This is a genomic window from Collimonas fungivorans Ter331 (genome assembly GCF_000221045.1).
GTDB classification, from domain to species: Bacteria; Pseudomonadota; Gammaproteobacteria; order Burkholderiales; family Burkholderiaceae_D; genus Collimonas; species Collimonas fungivorans_A.
Genome location: NC_015856.1, coordinates 82,227 through 100,671, shown reverse-complemented (window position 1 = coordinate 100,671; position 18,445 = coordinate 82,227). Strand labels below are relative to the sequence as shown.

Sequence of the window (18,445 nt, the reverse complement as noted above, 5' to 3'; positions counted from 1 at the left end):
TGATAGTTTCCCGACGCAATCGCTTATTTTTCGTCCGGCACCACCGGTTAAATCTTGATCTCTTTGTAGGCGCCAAACCAAAATTTTAATGCGTCACGGTTTATGCCGTTTTTCCCAGTCCAGAAATCAACTGGATACGCCCAATCTGAGCTATGCGATTTACTCGGAGCAAGACCAGGATTGGTGTAATGCGTCAAATATCCTCTATGTTGTTCTGTCTCTAGGATGCTGCAAAATCCCAAAATCTCGAGCACATATTGACATTCGTCGGTAGTAGGTTTGAAGCCAGGAATTTTTTTCAGTTCTTTATGCGCGTCTTTCGGTTTCAGGCCATCATCCGCATGTTTCAGTATGTCGATGATTGCATTAAAAATAGCAAAATCCGCAGCAGCTGGTGGGACGTCCTGGAGCTGGTGGTGCTGTTCCAGAAAAAAATGGATCTCGTAGGGCGTTTTATATCCGATCATCGAACCGCATTTAAATCTTTGTTGATTCAAGCCGGTCAAATCCAGGCGATCCTTTACCTCTACGGCAGAGCATATCTTGCAGACATCCGCAGAACTCAGCTCGCACACATGATCGGGCATCGTTTGCATGAATGCATAAGCGGACAGTCCGCTTCTATAATCCTGGCGCCCACTGCTGAAACTGGCTAAAAACAAATTAGTAACGTGCTTCTTCTTGCATAGCGCATAGTGTTCAAAACTTTTCCGCACCGCTTCGTCATGGCCGATCTTGAGCGAATCAAATGCCAGGCCGTGCTGTTTCATGTAAGACATATCTTCAGGCGAAGTACCGTTTTTCTCTACATATTCTTGTTGACGGGCATTGAGCGGATATCCTCGTGCTTCATAGCCAGCGGCCAGCACATCGTACTTCAGGAGAATTTTTAATGCACGTGCGTCAATAAGATTTTTATTCAGCATTTTATTTTGTAATCCTTTCCTTTTAATGTGGTTCCAGTCATTTCGCTCGGGCTCTTGCCTTTCAAGAAATCTTCCCCGGCTTCCATTTTTATGGTCGCTCTTTTTGATTTAGGGTTAACGCCTTCGATTGCGTTGCCACGTACTTTGCCGCCATTCGTCTTTTTCCGACCGATGACCCCGGTTTCCTGAACCGCTACGCCTTCCACACCTTGAGCGGTCAATTTTGGCGTGCCTGGCTTGGTAATTTGCGTCATGGTGTCGCCTGAACCAAACCGCGCACCGTCAGTGCCCACGTTTTTCCCATGTCTGCGCGCGACGTCAGCCATTGACTGCTTATCGCTGGCGCGTCCATGGTAATAGACATCGCCATCGGAATTTGTAAGATGATAGTTCCAATCCCACCCCAACGGGTCAATCCAGCGATTCGGGTTAGGTGCATACTGGTACAGGTTGTTGCCGCCATCCAGTCCAATCGGATCCTTTCCGACAAATTGTCCGATATACGGGTCGTAATATCGATACCGGTTGTAATGCAATCCTGTTTCTACATCATGGTATTGGCCCTGGAACCTGATCGGGTTGTCGATCCCCGCTGCGTGCAGCTGCCGTACCTCGCCCCAGGCTGCGTAACTGGCCGACCACACAATTTTCCCGTACTTATCGGTTAACCTTGTCGGACAGCCATTGGGATCGTTGTGATAATAAAAGACGGTGCCAAGAGTTTCGTCAGCTGTCGCCACCGTCTCGGGCCTGCCGATCTCCGGGAGGCCGCTCGGCGCCGCACCGGATAGAGATGCATTGGCAACACCGCCAATCAGTATTCCCATCCCCAATCCCATCGGATTGACAGGCCGAACCATTCTTGCTGTTGCCTCAGTTTGTCCATCGATCAGCGCCAGCGGCGCAAATGTAGCCGGATAATAGACATATTCCCGCACCCCGGCATGCATTGTTTTCAGCGCCGCTAGCCGCTTACGCGCCGCCATGAAATCAGCCACATTGCCGGCTGACCAAATGTCGGCATGGTTCTTGGCATTGCTGGCCTGATGCACTTCTCCCAGTAAGACGTCGCCGTCCCAGAAAAACCAGGTGGTGTGAGCCAGGCTACGTTTGAATACCCGCCGGCCAAGCGGGTCGTAGCCGTAGCGAGTCACCTGGCCGCCTTTGCTGCTTTCGATCAGGCGTTGATTGGCGTCCCATCTGAGCTGCGTGGCCGGTTCGGTGTTGGATTGCTCTGCCGGCGACGATTGGCCGCTGTTGCGCCGGACCAGGTTGCCCGCACGATCGAATATGTAGTGGTTGCCCTCATAGCTGCCTTCGCGGCTCCATAGAGCATCGGCCAGGCCTTCAGCGCCCGCTGCCTGCATCACTTCGGCTAGCTGGATCCGGGTGCGCAAGCGATCGCCAGTCGGATCGCTGAGAAAATCCGTAATGCGACCGGCAGGGTCGATATGGCGCAGAATATTGCCCAACGGGTCGTAATGATACAGATCACTGCCATGCTCGCTATCGTTGCGCCGCGTTTGATTTCCCGCGCTGTCGTAATCGTAGCTAGTGGCAAATAGAGGCGCCTGGTCCCACAGCACGGTTTGGGCTGTGAGGTGACCTTCCGTGTCGTAACGCAGCTGACGCTGAAGACTGCCGCTCAATTGCTCCTTGATGGAGCGTCCAAGCGCATCGCGCTCGATCAAGATCGGCGTCGCGTCGTTAATGACAATAGCGGTTGCCTGGTCGCGTAAATCGAAGCGGGCAACAACCTTATTGCCTGCGCCGGTTTGTCGCGACACCCGGTTACCCGCCTCATCGTAGCCGTATTCAACCTGAAACCCGTCTTGCATTTCTCCGCCAAGACGACCGTCGGCGTCGAATTTGCGCAGCACATGCCGATGCGAATTACGGATTTCGATCAGATTGCCGTTCTTGTCGTAACTGAAAATTTCCTGCACATGCTGTCCGGGACTATCGGAATCGGGCAAGATTTTCTTTGTGATGCGGCCCAGTCGATCAGTAACATAGGTGACGACGCGGCCCAGAGGATCGGTGGCGCTTGCCAGGCTGCCACCAGGATCGTAACAATAACGGCGCGATTGCTGCCAATAATCACATTCTTCAATGACGCGGCCCAAGGCATCGCGCTTGAGCTGGTAGTGCTCCTTGCGCTGGTTTACCAGGCCGATCAGTTGTTCCTCGGTATTGTATAGATATTCCACAATGTGCCCGTCAGCCAGTGCGCGCTTGGCGACCTGGCCGGTGCCGACATACTCGACCCTGGTCAGGGCGCCGTTCTGATCCGCATAGGCGGTCAGCCGATCTTCCGCATCATAGTCGCAGCGGGTGCTGGCTCCGTCGGCCTGGCGAGTCTGCAGCAGACGTCCTTTGGCGTCATAGCGATATTCAGTGACAGCTCCGCTAGCATCGGTATGGCGTGTCAGGTCGCCCAGCGCGTCATATTCGAAATGGCTGCGATGACCAAGCGGGTCCGTCAGCTGCGATATATTGCCGTAGCGATCGAAAACCAGCCTAGTGACAGCTCCGCGCGGGTTGATGTGGGTTTGCAATTGGCCGTGAGCATCGTAGGTAAAGCGCGAGCGCGCTCCCATAGGCGTGCTTTGCTCCAGCATCCGACCCCTTTCGTCCCAGACACGCCGCCAAGGATGCCCAAGCGAGTCGACCACCAAAGTCATACGATTGGCGCCGTCGAACTCCATGCTGATCACGCTACCGTCTGCCTGCAGCAATTTCAACAGGTTTCCGCGTTCGTCATATTCAAATTCCGTGCGCGATCCGACCGGATCCGATACCGCGGTGGTGCGCCCTACCTCGTCATATTCAAAGCTCGTAACCCCACCTAAAGGATCGATTTCGCAAAGAGGCAGGTTGTCCTCATCGAACTTGATCAGCGAAGTATGGCCCAGTGAATCGGTGACTTCGGTTTCCCGCAATACTGCGTTGTACCCAAACCGGTAGTCATGCAATCCATGGTCGCCCCAGGCGTGCACTACACGCCATTCACTGTCATAAGCATAATAGAAGGACAATCCCAGCCGGTCGGCGTGGCGCACCATGTGATGGCGGTCGTAGTCGAAGGTGCGGGGAACATCGAGTGCGTCGAATTCAGCGATCAGGTCCTGATTCTGGTATTTGTAAGTACTCAGCGGGTAGTTCAGGCCGGTAGCCGGGTCATGTAGGCTTAGCTGATGAATTTTGCCGGCGGATTCATGCACTTCGATAAAACGGCCTGGCATGATGCCGATGCCATTCTCTATGATTCGGGTCAGATGTCCTTCAACGCGCTCGAATCGCCAGTGATTGCCGCACAAGTCTTCAATTCTCTCGATCTGCAGATGCAGGACTTGATGCTGTGGCGCGATATTGGGCGTCGGCATGCGGAAGATATAACGCAAATCGCCCTTGGTCAGAACCTGCAGCTCGGCAATTTCGTCATTTTGAATCCAGGCTAATCGAGCGCCATCGACAAATTCGGTCACAGCGTGCTCAGCGCCAGCGGCTTCTGGCAGTTGCGGAAATACTGCAGCCCCGTTGGCTTCGAAAAACAGTACCATGCCATCCGCTTCGATTTCCAATCGGAAATCCGCGGGCGTCTGCCAGCCGTAACCGCACATGCCGTCGTAGCTATTGCCCGATGAATAATCGCGAGTCCAGATCAATGGCAAGCGTCCTGAGATGGCGAAATCTTCTTGCGAAACCGCTACGCTGCCATCGCGGATATCGACCGGCTCGGCATGCAATATCTTGCATTTAAAGAAACCGGAATCCATATTCTTGAACAACTTCTGCCGTGCCTCCTTGAACATTGCTGCCGCACGCTTATACCCCTTTGTCCCGCGCAACGCCTTGAATCCTTTGCCAAGAGCCGCCAGTCCCAGCCTGGACGCAATCGCCATCAAGGAAATCGTCGGCGGCCCGCCGACAAACACGCTGTCGGGTATCGCCAGGTTGACCGAAGTCGGCAAGGTCATCGACAGATGCGGTTTGGACGGTTTCTTCAGGCGGAACGGCGGCACCATGCCGACCACGCTGCAATCGAGCACCGGCATGCCCAGGCGCGAGAACGGCGAGTCGTCGGCCAGCACGGTCTTGCTGCCCATGAACAGCTCGTCGTCGAACTGCGGACCGCCGGGGGCGCGCAGGGGCGGCACCCATATCGCCAGCGGGATATGCACCGACAGGCCGCCGGTTCCCGCCGTGGCGCGCTTGACGCCGGCTACCTGTACTGTCGCGCCGATAAACGGCAGATAATCGAAAGGATCGAGCACCATCGAGATATGCGCGGTCGGCAGCGGCACCGGCGGCGTGCCGGGCACCAGTACGTACATGTGGATATCGATGCCGATCTGCGGGTCGAAATGCTTGGCAGCGTTGGTCATGGACGCTTCCTTTTCAGGCGGTCGCGGCGGCGCCTATCGGCGCTTTGGCGGCTGCGTTTGAATTGGCCGAGGCAGCGTCGATCACGCCGGCCGGGTCGGGCAAATTGGTGAACTGCGGCGGCTCGCTCCATTCCGGGACATCCTTGTCGAGCGGATGCTTGACCTCCGGCAGGCCGTTCCAGAGCGGATTGAGCAGTTCGCGCGCCAGCGCCACCACTTTACGGAAGAATTCGTCGCCGCCGGCGATCAGGTGTTCGCGTTCCTGGCGCTGGCGCTGGAAGCTGCTTTCGAAACGCGCGTGCATGGCGGTTTCTATCTTTTCCAGGTCGGCCGGCGCCGGCTTCTCGCCCAGCTTGCCGGCCTGTTGCTCGGCATGCAGGTGGGCGGCGGCGATGGCAGCCTGGTAATCGGCCGCGCTGCGCTCCAGTTTTTCGGTGCGGCCCGGATCCTGCAGCCGCAGCAAATCCTGCAAAGCCAGCGACATGGTGGTGAGCGGGCGCTCGGCCGGAGCGATTGCTTTTGCAGCACGCAGAGCCAGGGCGCCGTGTTCGCGCGCGAGTTTTTCCTGCCGCGCTTGCGCATAACTGCAGGCGGCCATGCGGAAACCTTCGATTTCGAACATGGGATTGGGCACGCGCTGTGCCTGCTCGGCGGCGCTGCGATAGGCTTGCGCCGCTTTTTCCGGCTGCTTCGCCACCAGCCATACGCCGGCTTCGCCAAACCAGGTTTGCATGATCAGGTCGGCGGCCATCGGATGCTTGTCCTGTTCCGCCGTGGTGGCGCATTCACGGGCGTCGCGATAGCGCTTGATGGCGTCGACGTAGTTCTTTTCTTTTACGTAAGCGCCCGCGACCGCCATCTGCAGCACTACCTGCTGGTCCGGCCACCGCTCGCGCTGCGCGATCTGCATGGCTTTTTCGGCGCGCGCCGCGGTTTGCGCAGCGCTGCCTTTTTCGACCAGGGTGATGACATCGGTGAGCAGCTGGCGATAGGCTACCGTCGGACCGGAGCCCCCCGACTGCGCCACCGTTTCGCGAGCGATATCGAACATGTCGATCGGCGCTTCGACTATGCGCACGCTGGCGCCATGGCGCTGCGCCAGCGTCTGCCAGCGCTTGTCGGACAAGGTATCGACCAATGTCAAGCGCACCCCTGCGCCGTCCGGCGCCAGGCCCGGGCTGCGCAGCGCCGCATCCAGCCACGCTTCCCAGCCATCCTGGCTGGTCACGCCGTTCGGCGCCAGCACCGCATTCACATAACGCAAGTGCGGCAGCTGCGCCTTGTGATGCTGCGCAAACGAAGACAGCATGGCCATGACGCCGGAAGCCGAATCGTGAAGCGGCAGCCGGGAAAACGGCCAGTCTGCCGTTACCCCTTGCTCGCGCAGGCTGTCCTTGCTGTCGACATAGCTGTCGGCCAGGGCCTGGCGCAATGCTCGGCTGTAGCCGAAGCCGGTATCGAACGGCGCATCGAAGCGCAAGAACAGGTCCGGCGTGGTCCAGTCGCCGGGATGCTGCTGCATCTCGAAAAAAGCTTGCAGCATGCGGTCGGCATTATCGGGAATGCGCCATACCAGCAGCCGCACCTGAGGCTCCTCGGTGTGCTCCAGCCACAGGTCGCGCAGGGTCTCGACGCGCTTTTCGACAGGATTCTTCGCCATGTTCGCGTCCTTTCAATAAGGTCTCAGCTGTTCAGGTTGATCTTGCTGCCGTTGATCGACACGCCGCTGCCGTTGATCTTGATGGTCGAGCCGCCTGCGGTGATGACGATTTCGCTGCCTACGATACTGATGCCGGCGCCGCCGACAATAAGATCAACCTTGCTGCCCGAGGTAATTGTCTGGTCGGAGCCGGAATACACGCTATGAGTGCCGGACACTTCGTGCTGCATGTTGCCGGTCACGGACAACAGGCGCGCGCCGGTATTGCCGTCTTCCACCGCGCCGGTCACGGTACGCTTGTCGGTGCCGGTCACCGTCACTTCGCGGCCGGCATGCATGGTGTCGCTGACCGCACCGGTGATGGTGCGGGTGGCGGTGCCGGTGATGGCGCGCTTCCAGTTGCCGCTGGTGCTGCCGCTATAGTTGCCGACCAGGGTGCTGCCGTAGTCGCCGGTGATGTTTTCGTTATAACCGGCGGCAGTGATGGTGCGTTTCTGGCCTGCCTGGTAGGTTTGCGTCACCGCGCCGGTAACGGTGGCGGTGGAGGTGCCGGTGACGGTGCGGGTATCGTTGCCGGTGACCGTTGCGCCGCGGTTGCCACCCACCGAAATATCCTGGTTGGCGCCGACATTCAGGCTGTGGTTGACGGCCACCTTGGTCGCCTTGTTGTTCTTGACGGTGCTGTTATGGTCGTTCAGCACCGTCACCGCCATGTCGCGCTGGGCATGCATGTTGAGCAGCTCGCTGCCGCCGGTGTCGTGCATGGTGACTTCGTTGAAGCCGCCGCCGCGCACCGTCTTGGAGCGCATGCCGCTGACTTCCTGGCCGAACGGCGGCATGTTGTCGGCGTTGTAGACGCGGCCGGTGATGATAGGCCGGTCCGGATTGCCGTCGAGGAAATCAACCACCACTTCCTGCCCGACGCGCGGCGCCGAAACCCCGCCCATGCCGCTGCCGGCCCAAGGGCTGGCGACCCGCACCCAGCAAGAGCTCTGGTCATTGAACTGGCCCAGACGGTCCCAGTGGAACTGCAATTTCACGCGGCCGTATTTGTCGTGCCAGATCTCCTCGCCTTTCGGTCCCACCACGGTCGCCGTCTGCGGCCCCGGCATACGCGGCTTGGCGGTCTCGCGCAAGGGCCGGTAGGGAATCTTGCGGCGCAAGGCGCTGACCTCGACCCGGTACATGCAATCCTGGGCTTCGCTGAAATCGCTGGAGAAATTGTTGCGGGCATCGTGCTTGACCTGCAGCGCCGTGAAGCGATGTTCGGTCTGGTCGTCGTCCTCGTGCTCGAAATGGCCGCTGAGGTCGAAATAACGGCCGATCGCCAGCACCCGGGTAGTGCCGGCTCCCTCAAACACCTTGGTCTGCCAGCCGGCTTCCTCGGCCCGCACCGCGGTCAGCTGTTCGCCGACCGAGCTGTTGCCGTAACTGGCCGCACCATCGTAAGCATAGTGTTCGAACTGCGGCAGGGTGCCGCGCGGCGCATCATTCTTCAGTTCGACCGCGAGGGGATTGCGCGGCTGCTTGAAATCGAAACTCTTGATGCTGTGCACCGAGGGCCCGACCCGGCGCCGCGGCCGCCAGTCGTCCAGCACGTCGCTGGCCTGCAATTCCTGGTTGGGCTGGAAACGCACGGTGGCGTCGCCTTCCAGCGGCTTGCATTGGGTGGAGTCGTCGGCCAGCACCAGCTTGTGGCCGCTCTCGCTGTGCTCGAAGCTGTAGTAGATCCCGGCATCTTCCAGCAGGCGCGAAACGAAAGTGAAATCGGATTCGTTGTACTGCACGCAGTACGGCAGTTTTGGATAGCGGCCGGCAACCAGGTCGAAGCGATAGTCGGCCAGCTGGCCGTACTTGCTGAACACTTCCTGCGCGATATCGAGCACCGACTGGTCCTGGAACACGCGGCAGTTGCTGGCGTAGTCGAGGAAGGAAAACCATGGCGCCAGCTGCGCCTGGTAAGTGGCCAGGCCGCCGTCGCTGCCGGTGCGGCTGAATTCCTGCACGAAACCATGGAAATGGCGCTCGTCGCCGGCGGTCTGCATGGTCAGCAGCACCGGCTGTCCGACCAGCTGCTTGAGTTCAAGCTGGTCGTACGGCGACAGCAATTCCAGCGTCAGCTGGAACGGCTTGGACAATGCTTCGCTGCCGTACATCCGATGCACCAGCAGCAGGTCGGCATCCAACGGGGTCTTGATCCGGACCAGGCGCCGGTCCTGGTTGAAGCGGCCTACCCGGGCCAGCATTGCAGAAGGGTTTGGATACATTGGCATTCTCCGTTTTGCAAAAGGAATGGCTTTGCATAGAGCAGCTATTTAAGCCACGGTCCTGGGTGAGGACGTCGACTTTGCCCGTGACAACAGATGGAACGAATATGCGGCAGAAGTATTGCCGATCTGAAATTATATCGGTATTTGAGGCCGTCGCAACGCCATGTCTCAATAATTTACAGCGCTGGCGTTACCAGCGAGTGACAGCGGCGGCGAGGTGGCGGCCGGCGTGCTGAGCCGGACCGCGGTAGTACTTAAATTACTTTAAAAGCAATATTTAACACTTGCCGGTTTATTGCAACGCTCCGAAAGGCTTGCCCTCGCTGCTGGCATCCGGCGTAGCGGTCTTGGCAGCGCGCGTCGCCTTTTTCTTCAGCGGACGGCTCACCTTAGGCTTGGTGTCGGCCACCGCGGCCGGATCGACCACGGTTTCGCCCAGGCTCTCGCGCAGCAGCTTTGTCTGGTTCTGGGCATCGCTGAGCACGCCGCCGTTCAAGTCGCTTTGCGCGCTCAAGTCGTTCAGGGCCTTGATCGACAGCTTGAGGCTGCCCAACGCCACCACGCCTTTGGCGTACTTGTCGGCCGGATCGCGTTGCAATACCTGCAATGCATAGGCCACCGCATCGCCGTAGCTGCCGGCGTCGTATTTGATCTGCGTCATGCGCACCCATGGCGTTTTTTCGGTCGGACGGGCTTGCGCCACGTCCTTGAGCACCTGGATTTCCTGGTCGGCCGCGCTTTTCTGTGCCGCATCTGCAGCAACTGGCGCGGCGGCGGGAGCAGCCGACGCAGCGAATGGAACCATCAAACATGTTAAAGCGACACTGCAAACCAACTTGGTTTTCCAAAGCTTCATAGCTTTACTCACTTTCCTGAAAATATTAAGACCTGGGCAGACACAGACAGGCACAACGCAGTCATTGCAAATATAACAATCGCCGCGCCAGACATCAACTGGCGAAAATACCGGATATCGACGCTTTTTTGGGGATGCACTCAGGACACATGTTACTACGGAAACATCTCCTTTGACATTTCGACATATCCGTCCAGCATCGCCGATGCCGGGTTTGCGCCACATTACGGGCGCAACTTAGATTCCTTTTTTGAAACGCTAGGGTATGATTGTGCCAAGGAAATTCTGATGAATATCTCGCAAGAGCGTCGCCGCTTGCCGGCTTGAATCACTTTTATTTGGATTTGTCATTTATGTTTTCTGTCGATCAATTACTCAATCCTGTCAGCGACGCCGCACCGTGCGGCGCCGACCTGTCTTTCTCAAGCGACCTGGATGCGATTGCCAACGCCCGGCGCTTTGACGATCCGTCGCTCGATCAAGGCGAATGGGTCACCGAGCTCAAGGAGGCGGACTGGGGTTTCGTCGTCGACAATTGCGCGCGGCTGATCGAAACCCAGAGCAAGGATCTGCGGCTGGCGGTCTGGCTGGCGGAAGCCAACGCCAAGGTGCGCCATTTCGGCGGCCTGGCCGACGGTTACCTGCTGCTGGCCGGCTTGAGCGACAGGTATTGGGAAAGCTTGCATCCGGTGCCGGATGACGACGACCAGGAATTGCGGGTCGGCAATCTGAGCTGGCTGTTGTCGCGCTCGGTGCACCTGATCCGCGAAATCCCGATCACGGAAGGCCGCGGCACCGCTTTTTCCACCGTCGATTTCGAATCGGCGCGCATCCGAGCAGCCAGTGAAGAACGCGACAGGGCCAACGGCGAGAGCGTCAACAGCGAAGGCGTCAAGCTGGCCGACATCGAAGCGGCAAAACGCAAATCGTCGCCGAAGTTTTATGAAAAATTATTGGCCGATGCCAGCTTGTGCCAGCAAGCGCTGCTGCAGCTGGAAAAGTCGATCGATTTCCGCGTGGGTGACGATGGCCCGGCTTTTTCAGCAGCCAAGGACACCCTGGAAAATGTGATTGCGGTCATTACCCGCTTCGCCCAGGAAGCCGGGGTCAATACAGGCAGCGCGCCGAAAGCCAGCAACGAAACACAAACCGCACCCACGGTGCAGCAGGAGGTAAGCAAGGTGGAGCAAGCACAGGCCACGCTGAACGGTCCGATACAGAACCGCGCCCAGGCCCTGGCGCAACTGCGCCATGTGGCCGATTTTTTCCGCCGCACCGAGCCCCACAGCCCGGTCGCCTACCTGGCGGACAAGGCCGCCAGCTGGGGCGACCTGCCGCTGCATCACTGGCTGCGCACGGTCATCAAGGATCCCGGCTCGCTGGCGCACGTGGAAGAACTGCTCGGACTGCACGGCAACCAGCAGAACGACGAAAACTAGAAGCTGTTTACTGCGAGACCCGGAACTCGATACGACGGTTGCGCGAGCGGCCGTCGGCGGTATCGTTGGTCATGATCGGCCGGTCCGGGCCCTGGCCTGAAGTCACGACGCTGTCCGGATTGATGCCCTTCTGCGCCAGGTAATCCTTCACCGCATCAGCGCGCGCCTTGCTCAGCGAGACGTTACGCGCCCGCAAGCCCTGGTTGTCGGTATGGCCGATGATTTCCACTTTCTTGTCTTTCACCTTCAGCAGCGCAGCCGACATTTCGTCAAGGATGCGCATGCCCGACGGCGTCAGCGTGGCTTGCCCGCTTTCGAATTCGATGGTGCGGTTGGCCAAGGTCTGGTCCAGGACGTTCTGCTCCGAGGCAGAAACCCGCAAGCCGTTCTTGACGGTGTAAGTCGGATTCAGGTTGCCGGCGATTTCGCTGGCGATCTGCTGGCGCTGCGCTTCATTGCTGACCTCGCCGTTGATGGTGACGGTATTGCCGTCGATCTTCAGCTGGCCGCGGCTGACCTGCTTCAGGCTCGGACTGATCAGCTTCTGCACATAACCGTTCCAGTTGGCCGGCGACACCACCGAACCGACCGAGATCTGGTCGACTACGCGGTCGGCGCCATACAGTTCCTGCAGCTTGCTCAGCGCGCTCTGCTTGCTGGCCTCGTCCGGCACCGTGCCGCTGACCAGGATCTGGCCCGGTTTCGGGGTAGCCACGGGCGGCGCGACATTTTGTGCCAGCGCCAGGTTCGACACCAATAACGATGTCAGGGCAATGCTCAGATAACGCATGCGTCAGGCTCCAATAAATGCGTCACGAAACGAATCATGAGCCGATTTTAAAGATAGGGTGGGTTGCGCCAGGTAGCTGGCGATCTTCGTGATGCTGTAATCCGACTTGACCTGTTCTTCGACCCAGCTGGCGTCCTCGAAAGAAATATGGTGCTCCAGCGCGACCTGCGGATCCATGATGGCTTGCAGGGTGCGCGGCGAAGCGCCGCTGAAGCCGATCACCATGGATGGCCGGTCGTTGATCTTGGTCACGAAGGTGGCCAGTTCGAAATTGCCGCGCAACAGGAAAGGCGTGATCAGGTGCAGCCAGTAGGAAGCCACCAGGTTGCGGTACATGGGGTCGTCCGGCAAAGGCATCACCAGACTCTTTTCCAGACGCGACGACGAACTCGCCATCACCGGCTGCAGCAAAATGCCCAGCGCCAGGACCAGGTGCCGCAAGGACCCCTTGAAGCCGGCGCTGTGCAGCATGTTCTCCAGGCCGCCTACGGTCTGAATTTCCATGAAATCGGTGAAAGCCGCGTGATAAGCGCCGCTGCCCAGCTGCAAAGGAATGCCGGTGGCGGTCAGGTTCTGCAGCGAGATCGCCGGATCGGTGGCGGCCACCACTTCGGAAGCCTGGCTTTCCAGCCGGTTCCACAGGCGCGAGAACGCCATCGGGCTCTTTGCGGTGAATTCCTGCGGCTCGTCGATTTCCATGGTGCTGACCGCGAGGAAAGGAAAACGGCGGTTAGCCTGGTCGTTGCTGGCGATCAGGTGGCCGGCGATGGCGCGTTTGCTGCGCGGGCCGATGAAGGCGAAATGCAGCGGACTGACGGCATCGTAAGCGATTTTCCAGCGCGGTTCGGCCGACAGCAAGTCCATCGCTTGCGCCAGCCATTCGTCGAGGATGGACACCAACGGCATGTTGTCGGTGGCCTTGATGAAATCGCCGCGGCTGGGGATCTTGCCGAAATAACCGATATTAGCCAATTTTTCTCCTACGCTCATTGTACGGCCCCTCCTGCAGTTGCTGCGGCAGCCGGTGCTGCGGCAGCCGTTGCTCCGGCCGGCGCTGTACCCGCCGCGCTGACAGCCGGGGCCGGTGCTGCTCCGGCCGCTGGCGCAGCAGGGTTGCTGACCGGGCTGGCCGCTGTGCCGACGATGGTTTCCGGCAGTCTCATGCCGCGGAAACCCTGGCCTTGCTGGGCGCCGCCGTCAGGCGACTTGGCGCTGACCTGCGGGCTGCTGATGATCTTCAGGTTGATCGGCACCGTGATGTTTTCGTTGGTCCAGCTCAGTTCGAAATTACCGTCCTTGCGCTTGCGCACCGCCGTGTTGATCAGGCGCTCCAGGCCGAAACGGCCAGGCTGGTTGGCGATTTCAACCGTCCGGCCGTCGAAGGTGACGGCCGTGATGCGGGCGCCGGCCACGCCTTGCGGGTTAGGCCACACGAAGTTGGTCCATTGCGCCTGGGTGTTGCGGTAACGCAGTTGCTGGCCATCGATCTCGATCGTGTATTCAGTGGTGCCGCCGGCCGGCAGCGCCTGTATCTGGAATACGGTTTGCGCATCCGCTCCGCCGGCGCTGCCGCCGGCTGCCGCGCTGCTGGCGCCCAGCGGCGCTACCCAGCGTGCGAAACTCGACACCATGGTTGGCGACAGCGTGATGCCCATGTCAGCCCAGGTCTTGGCGGCCAGAGTGTCGCCGCGGCGCACCACCAGCGGACCCATGGAAGAATTGACGAACTTGGCAATGCTACCGTCCGGACCGAAAGTCTGGCCGATTTCGGCGCTGGTCGCTTCGATTTTCGAATTGGCGGCAAACGGATATTTTTCCGCCAGGGTTTTCTCGAACGGCGAATACACCTGCGCCAGCCAGGTGCGGTTCATCTCCGCCTCGGTCGGCTTGATGGTGACGGCGAAAGCCTGGATCAGCGGCCGCACCAGGATCGGACGGATCGCCTGTTTCTGCGAATCGCTCATGCCGACCAGCATCTGCTCATCCACATACTTGAGAGCGTCGGCCAGTTCCGAACCGCTGCCGTTCAAGGTCTGCTGCATCAGCTGGTTGGCGCCGGGGCCGGTATCGCCCTGGTTCTTGATCTGGTTGAAGCGGGTGCGCAGTTTCGACAAGCTTTCCATGTAGCCGCGCATCAGCGTGGCGTCCTTGTCCTTGGCCGTCACCATGCGTGCGACGCCCGCGAACTCCTTGCCGACCGGGCCCATCGGCGCGGCTGTAGGGTCGGTACTGGTATTCAGGTTGACGTTGACGTTCACCCCGGACGGCGCCTGGCGCAGGATGGTTTGCTTGAACCAGGCGATGAAGCCGCTTTGCGCGCGCCCCAGGCCGGTGTTCAGCAGCGACGGATTGTCCCATGAGGTCTGCTGGTAAACCGCGGTGACGAACTTGTTGATCGGCGAAGTGGAAGGATCGCCGAAACGGTTCATCGCCTTGACCGCGTTGTCGAAGCCGCCGAGGTCGGCGATATTGGCGCCCTGCATGAACTTCTGCCATTCCTTGGCGTACTCAGTCTTGTATTGGGTAACCAGGGCTTTCTGGATCTGCTCCGGGCTGCCCTCCAGTGTCAGGTCGTCGCTGGAGGCGGTCTTGAGCACCCAGTCGGCGCTTTGCAGTTCCTTGTTGGCGGCTTCCTTGAACGCGCCCTGGACGAATTTCTCCCAGGCGTCGCGGGTGAAGGTGCCCGGAATCGCGTAGCTGCCGACAATCAGTTCCTTGTCCTGGTCGCCGACGATGCTGGCCACCGTGATCGACGGGAAGCGGGTCGAGGCGCGCGCCTTGATATCCGCATACACCCGGTCGCGCGCTGCCATGCCGCGCACCACGCGGCGCAGGTTGTCGCGCGACTGGTCGACCAGGGTCAGCTTGCTTTCAATCGTAGGCCAGGACGGATCGCTGACTTGCGACAGGTAAAAACTCATCAGGCGTTCGGCGCTGCGAATCATCTGTTCGCGCGTCATGTTGCCGCGGTTGCTTTCCAGCCAGCCGCGCCAGAAGCGGGTCAGCTGGTCGTTCAGATGGCTAGACTCGGCGCGCGAGCGGTCGCTCAGCATCAGGTAGGTCTTCAGGGCGTTGTAGCCGTCTTCCACATTGGTCGGCGAAGAATCCTTGTATTGCTGGGTGCTGCCGGCATTGGCTGCCTGCGCTGCCGCCGTGCTTGCTGCAGCCGCAGCGCCAGCCGCCGGCTGCGCCGCGCCGGCCACCAGCTGCACCGGACGCGACATCGGCTCCAGCGAACCGGCATGGGCATTCATTTCAGACAGGAAGGATTCGATATTCGCGGTCACCGGCTTGAGCATGATGTCCTTGACGCCGGCGAAATATTCTTCCCGCAGCTTCTGCTCCAGCAGTTCGCCCTGGTACAGGCCGAAACCGACCGACAGGGGCCGGTGGTTGTCGTATTTTTGCAATTGCTCGATACGGTCTTGCAGGATCTCCATTGCTTCGAAACGCGATTGCAGGTCCAGCCGTTTTTCCTGCAGCTTGATGGCCTTGTCCAGGTCTGCCTGGACGTTGGCGGTCAGCTGGCGGTTGCCGATATAGGACCAGCTCCAGCCCGCCAGGGCCAGCCCGACGAAGGCAGTGGCGGCGAAAAACATGGTGTAGCGCAAGCGGGTCTTGTGGCGGCTGGCGTATTGCGAGACCAGGTCCTTGTCGGCAAAGATGACCTTGCGGAACAGGTTGAGCAGGAAGAAGCCGTGCTTGGAATGGATTTCCGGACGCTCCAGCGGTTGCAGCTTGAGATCGAAGCGCTCGGCGATCCGTTCCGACGACGTGCTGAGGCCGCTGCCTTCCTGCAAGGCGCTGGTGAAATAGAAACCGCGGAATACCGGCTTGAACTGGAACGGGTTTTCTTCGAACAGGGTGGCGATGAAGGCACGCAAGGAGCTCTTTACCGCGGCGAATTCGAGCGGGAAAGTCAGCACGCCGGGCGGCAGACGGTCGCCCCGGCTCAGCGCCATGTTGGCCAGGCTGATTTCTTTCAGGCCTTCGAACAACTCGTCGAAGCGTTCGTCGAAATACGCCAGCACATCCTGGCTGCTGGTCTTGCGGCTGTAGGGCAAGGTGGCGCCCCAGACCCGGTCTTTTTCGCCGCGGTCCATGTCGACAAAGAATTCGGTGAAGCCGGTGATCAGGTCGGCCTTGGTAAACATGACGTAGACCGGTGCAAACACTTCCAGCTTTTCAGTCAGTTCCTGCACCCGCTGGCGCAGGTTCTTGGCCAGGTTGATGCCGAACTCGGGCCGGTTGCCGGCCAGTTCCGCCACGCTGACGGCGATGATGATGCCGTTGATCGGCGCCCGGCTGCGATGCTTTTTCAGCAGGCCGAGGAAACTGAACCACTCTGCGCGGTCCTCTTCATGCACCGAATAGCGTCCCGCGGTATCGAGCAGGATGCCGTCGGTCGTGAAGAACCAGTCGCAGTTGCGGGTGCCGCCTACGCCCTGCACGATATTACTGTTCTTGTCGGCCAGCGGGAACTGCAGGCCGGAATTGGCGACTGCTGTACTTTTGCCGGCGGCCGGATTGCCGATGATCATGTACCACGGCAGCTCATATAAAGCTGTAGCACCGGATTTTTCGCCGAGCTTGGAATTCTTGATGGTGGAAATCGCTTCCAGCATCCGCTTGCGGATGGTTTCGGTTTCGTCGCGGCCGACAACACTAGGTTTATCGCTGCCCTTTTCGGCCTGGCCTTCCAGCATCGAGCTGAAATCTTTCGACGCCGTCTTGGTGCGCTGTTTGCGGTACAGCACCACCAGGCCCCATACCAGCAGGATCGCCACCAGGAAAACCACCACCCAGATGCCGTCGATCTGCAAAGCGTCCGCGGCGAGAAAGAGAAAGCAGGCCAGCGCCACAAAACCGACCACCGCCAGGGTTCGTGTATTCGTCAGGAATTGCCAAATTCTTTGCATAGGTATCAGTAATTAAATGATTGATTCTTTTGGAAGGGATGCGAACGGCGCGCGCCGACGGCCAGAGATTGTTGCTTATTCACAACAATGTAATGGCTGTGTTGGCCGCTGGGCAAACTGTGCTGCATGACGGTATCAACCTGGGCAAAGGACCTGGATTGCATTGCAAGAAACGGGTGTCGCCCGCTGGACGGCTATGCCGTCACGTGAAATTTTATTGCCCGATACTATCAATCGCCTCGCCATGCCATCCCTCTTTTTGTCGATTCTTTTGCGCAGATACAACGGTTTTACGTTTTTTCTTATCTTTTCACTTATCTTTTCATTACGCCCGGCTTGCGGAATTCCACGTGGCCGAGGTCCATCATTTTCCAGCGGCCGCCCCAGGTCAGTCCCACCGATTCCGCCACTTCGCCGTATAACTGATAACCGCGCATGGCCCACGGATCTTTCTCCGTAATCACCAGCTTGCCGCTGCGCATGAACGCAGAGTCGGCTGCCAGGCCGTACTGGTGGTAGCTCTGGAACGCCTTGGCGTTGGTCACGCTGCCGCCCATTTGCGCCAGCGCATTCTGCCGTTCCGGACTACGATAACCTTCAATAATGACCATGTCGTAACCGTACTTCTCCTTCATGATCTTGAAAGTCATCAGCAAGCGCTGGGTGAAATCGGCATCCAGCGCTTGCCAGTTACGGCTGGCGGTATCCAGCATCGGCCGCACTTGCGCCACTTCCTGCGTAGTAAACACCTCAGGCGGCAACGGCGGCGGCGGTACCAGCTGCTCTCCTTCCAGCAACGCGGCAATCTGCTGGTTCACTACTTGCCCGGAATCATCGTAACTCCCAAGCATGGTTTTACCGCTCAACAGCCAAGCAATCAAGGGCGGTATCAGCACAACCGCCATTCCGGCGAGTAGAATCCACTGATGCTGCTTGATGAACTGCCAGCTTGAGAGCCTCGATGCCTGCAGGTTTTGCGACAGGGATCTGGTGGTCTGGGACCGGCGGTCTCGCCAGTTCTGGACCTGCGCCCCCATCTGCTGCCGCCGCTTGATCAATGCCGAATAAACAATCTCGCGGGCAGCCGGAAACAGCAGCAGTCCGGCGACACCACATGCAAGCAGAAAGTAAAGGGCGATGGCTAAGACGAACACAAAAACCTTCTCGTGAATATTACCAAAGAAAAATTATAATTTT

At 59.1% G+C, this 18,445-nt stretch carries 10 protein-coding genes; 1 reads left to right on the top strand and 9 read right to left on the bottom strand.

What is annotated here, in order from left to right; translation table 11 throughout:
• Positions 1-47: 47 nt before the first annotated feature.
• From CFU_RS00340 to CFU_RS00320, 5 genes are all read right to left on the bottom strand, one after another.
• Complete coding sequence (locus CFU_RS00340; RefSeq protein WP_014004060.1) at positions 48-926, bottom strand: hypothetical protein; 879 nt, start codon at positions 924-926, stop codon at positions 48-50.
• Positions 920-5,314 (bottom strand): RHS repeat-associated core domain-containing protein, encoded by a 4,395-nt coding sequence (locus CFU_RS00335; RefSeq protein WP_014004059.1) that lies wholly within the window; start codon positions 5,312-5,314, stop codon positions 920-922. The genes CFU_RS00340 and CFU_RS00335 overlap by 7 nt, the downstream gene beginning before the upstream one ends.
• Positions 5,315-5,327: 13 nt before the next feature.
• On the bottom strand, positions 5,328-6,974 hold the full coding sequence (locus CFU_RS00330) for a hypothetical protein (RefSeq protein ID WP_014004058.1): 1,647 nt from the start codon (positions 6,972-6,974) through the stop codon (positions 5,328-5,330).
• A 23-nt stretch (positions 6,975-6,997) separates the two neighbouring features.
• Positions 6,998-9,241 carry a type VI secretion system Vgr family protein gene (locus CFU_RS00325; protein ID WP_050808428.1) on the bottom strand — a complete coding sequence of 748 codons (2,244 nt, stop codon included), beginning with the start codon at positions 9,239-9,241 and terminating at the stop codon, positions 6,998-7,000.
• A gap of 295 nt (positions 9,242-9,536) precedes the next feature.
• Positions 9,537-10,049, bottom strand: coding sequence for a hypothetical protein (locus CFU_RS00320; RefSeq protein ID WP_050808427.1), 513 nt, complete (start codon positions 10,047-10,049; stop codon positions 9,537-9,539).
• 404 nt (positions 10,050-10,453) lie between these two features.
• Between CFU_RS00320 and tssA the strand changes: the two genes are divergently transcribed.
• Positions 10,454-11,539, top strand: a complete 1,086-nt coding sequence (gene tssA / locus CFU_RS00315; RefSeq protein WP_050808426.1) for a type VI secretion system protein TssA — start codon at positions 10,454-10,456, stop codon at positions 11,537-11,539.
• Between the two features lie 7 nt (positions 11,540-11,546).
• Here tssA and CFU_RS00310 read toward each other — a convergent pair whose 3' ends face one another.
• The 4 genes from CFU_RS00310 to CFU_RS00295 all read right to left on the bottom strand — a co-directional run bounded on the left by CFU_RS00310 (position 11,547) and on the right by CFU_RS00295 (position 18,402).
• Entirely contained in the window at positions 11,547-12,329 is a 783-nt protein-coding gene (locus CFU_RS00310; protein ID WP_014004054.1) for an OmpA family protein, read from the bottom strand.
• 3 nt (positions 12,330-12,332) lie between these two features.
• Positions 12,333-13,319, bottom strand: coding sequence for a type VI secretion system-associated protein TagF (gene tagF, locus CFU_RS00305; RefSeq protein WP_014004053.1), 987 nt, complete (start codon positions 13,317-13,319; stop codon positions 12,333-12,335).
• Positions 13,316-17,248 carry a type VI secretion system membrane subunit TssM gene (tssM, locus tag CFU_RS00300; protein ID WP_014004052.1) on the bottom strand — a complete coding sequence of 1,311 codons (3,933 nt, stop codon included), beginning with the start codon at positions 17,246-17,248 and terminating at the stop codon, positions 13,316-13,318. The genes tagF and tssM overlap by 4 nt, the downstream gene beginning before the upstream one ends.
• Positions 17,249-17,562: 314 nt before the next feature.
• Positions 17,563-18,402, bottom strand: coding sequence for a M15 family metallopeptidase (locus CFU_RS00295; RefSeq protein WP_014004051.1), 840 nt, complete (start codon positions 18,400-18,402; stop codon positions 17,563-17,565).
• Between the last annotated feature and the right edge of the window lie 43 nt (positions 18,403-18,445).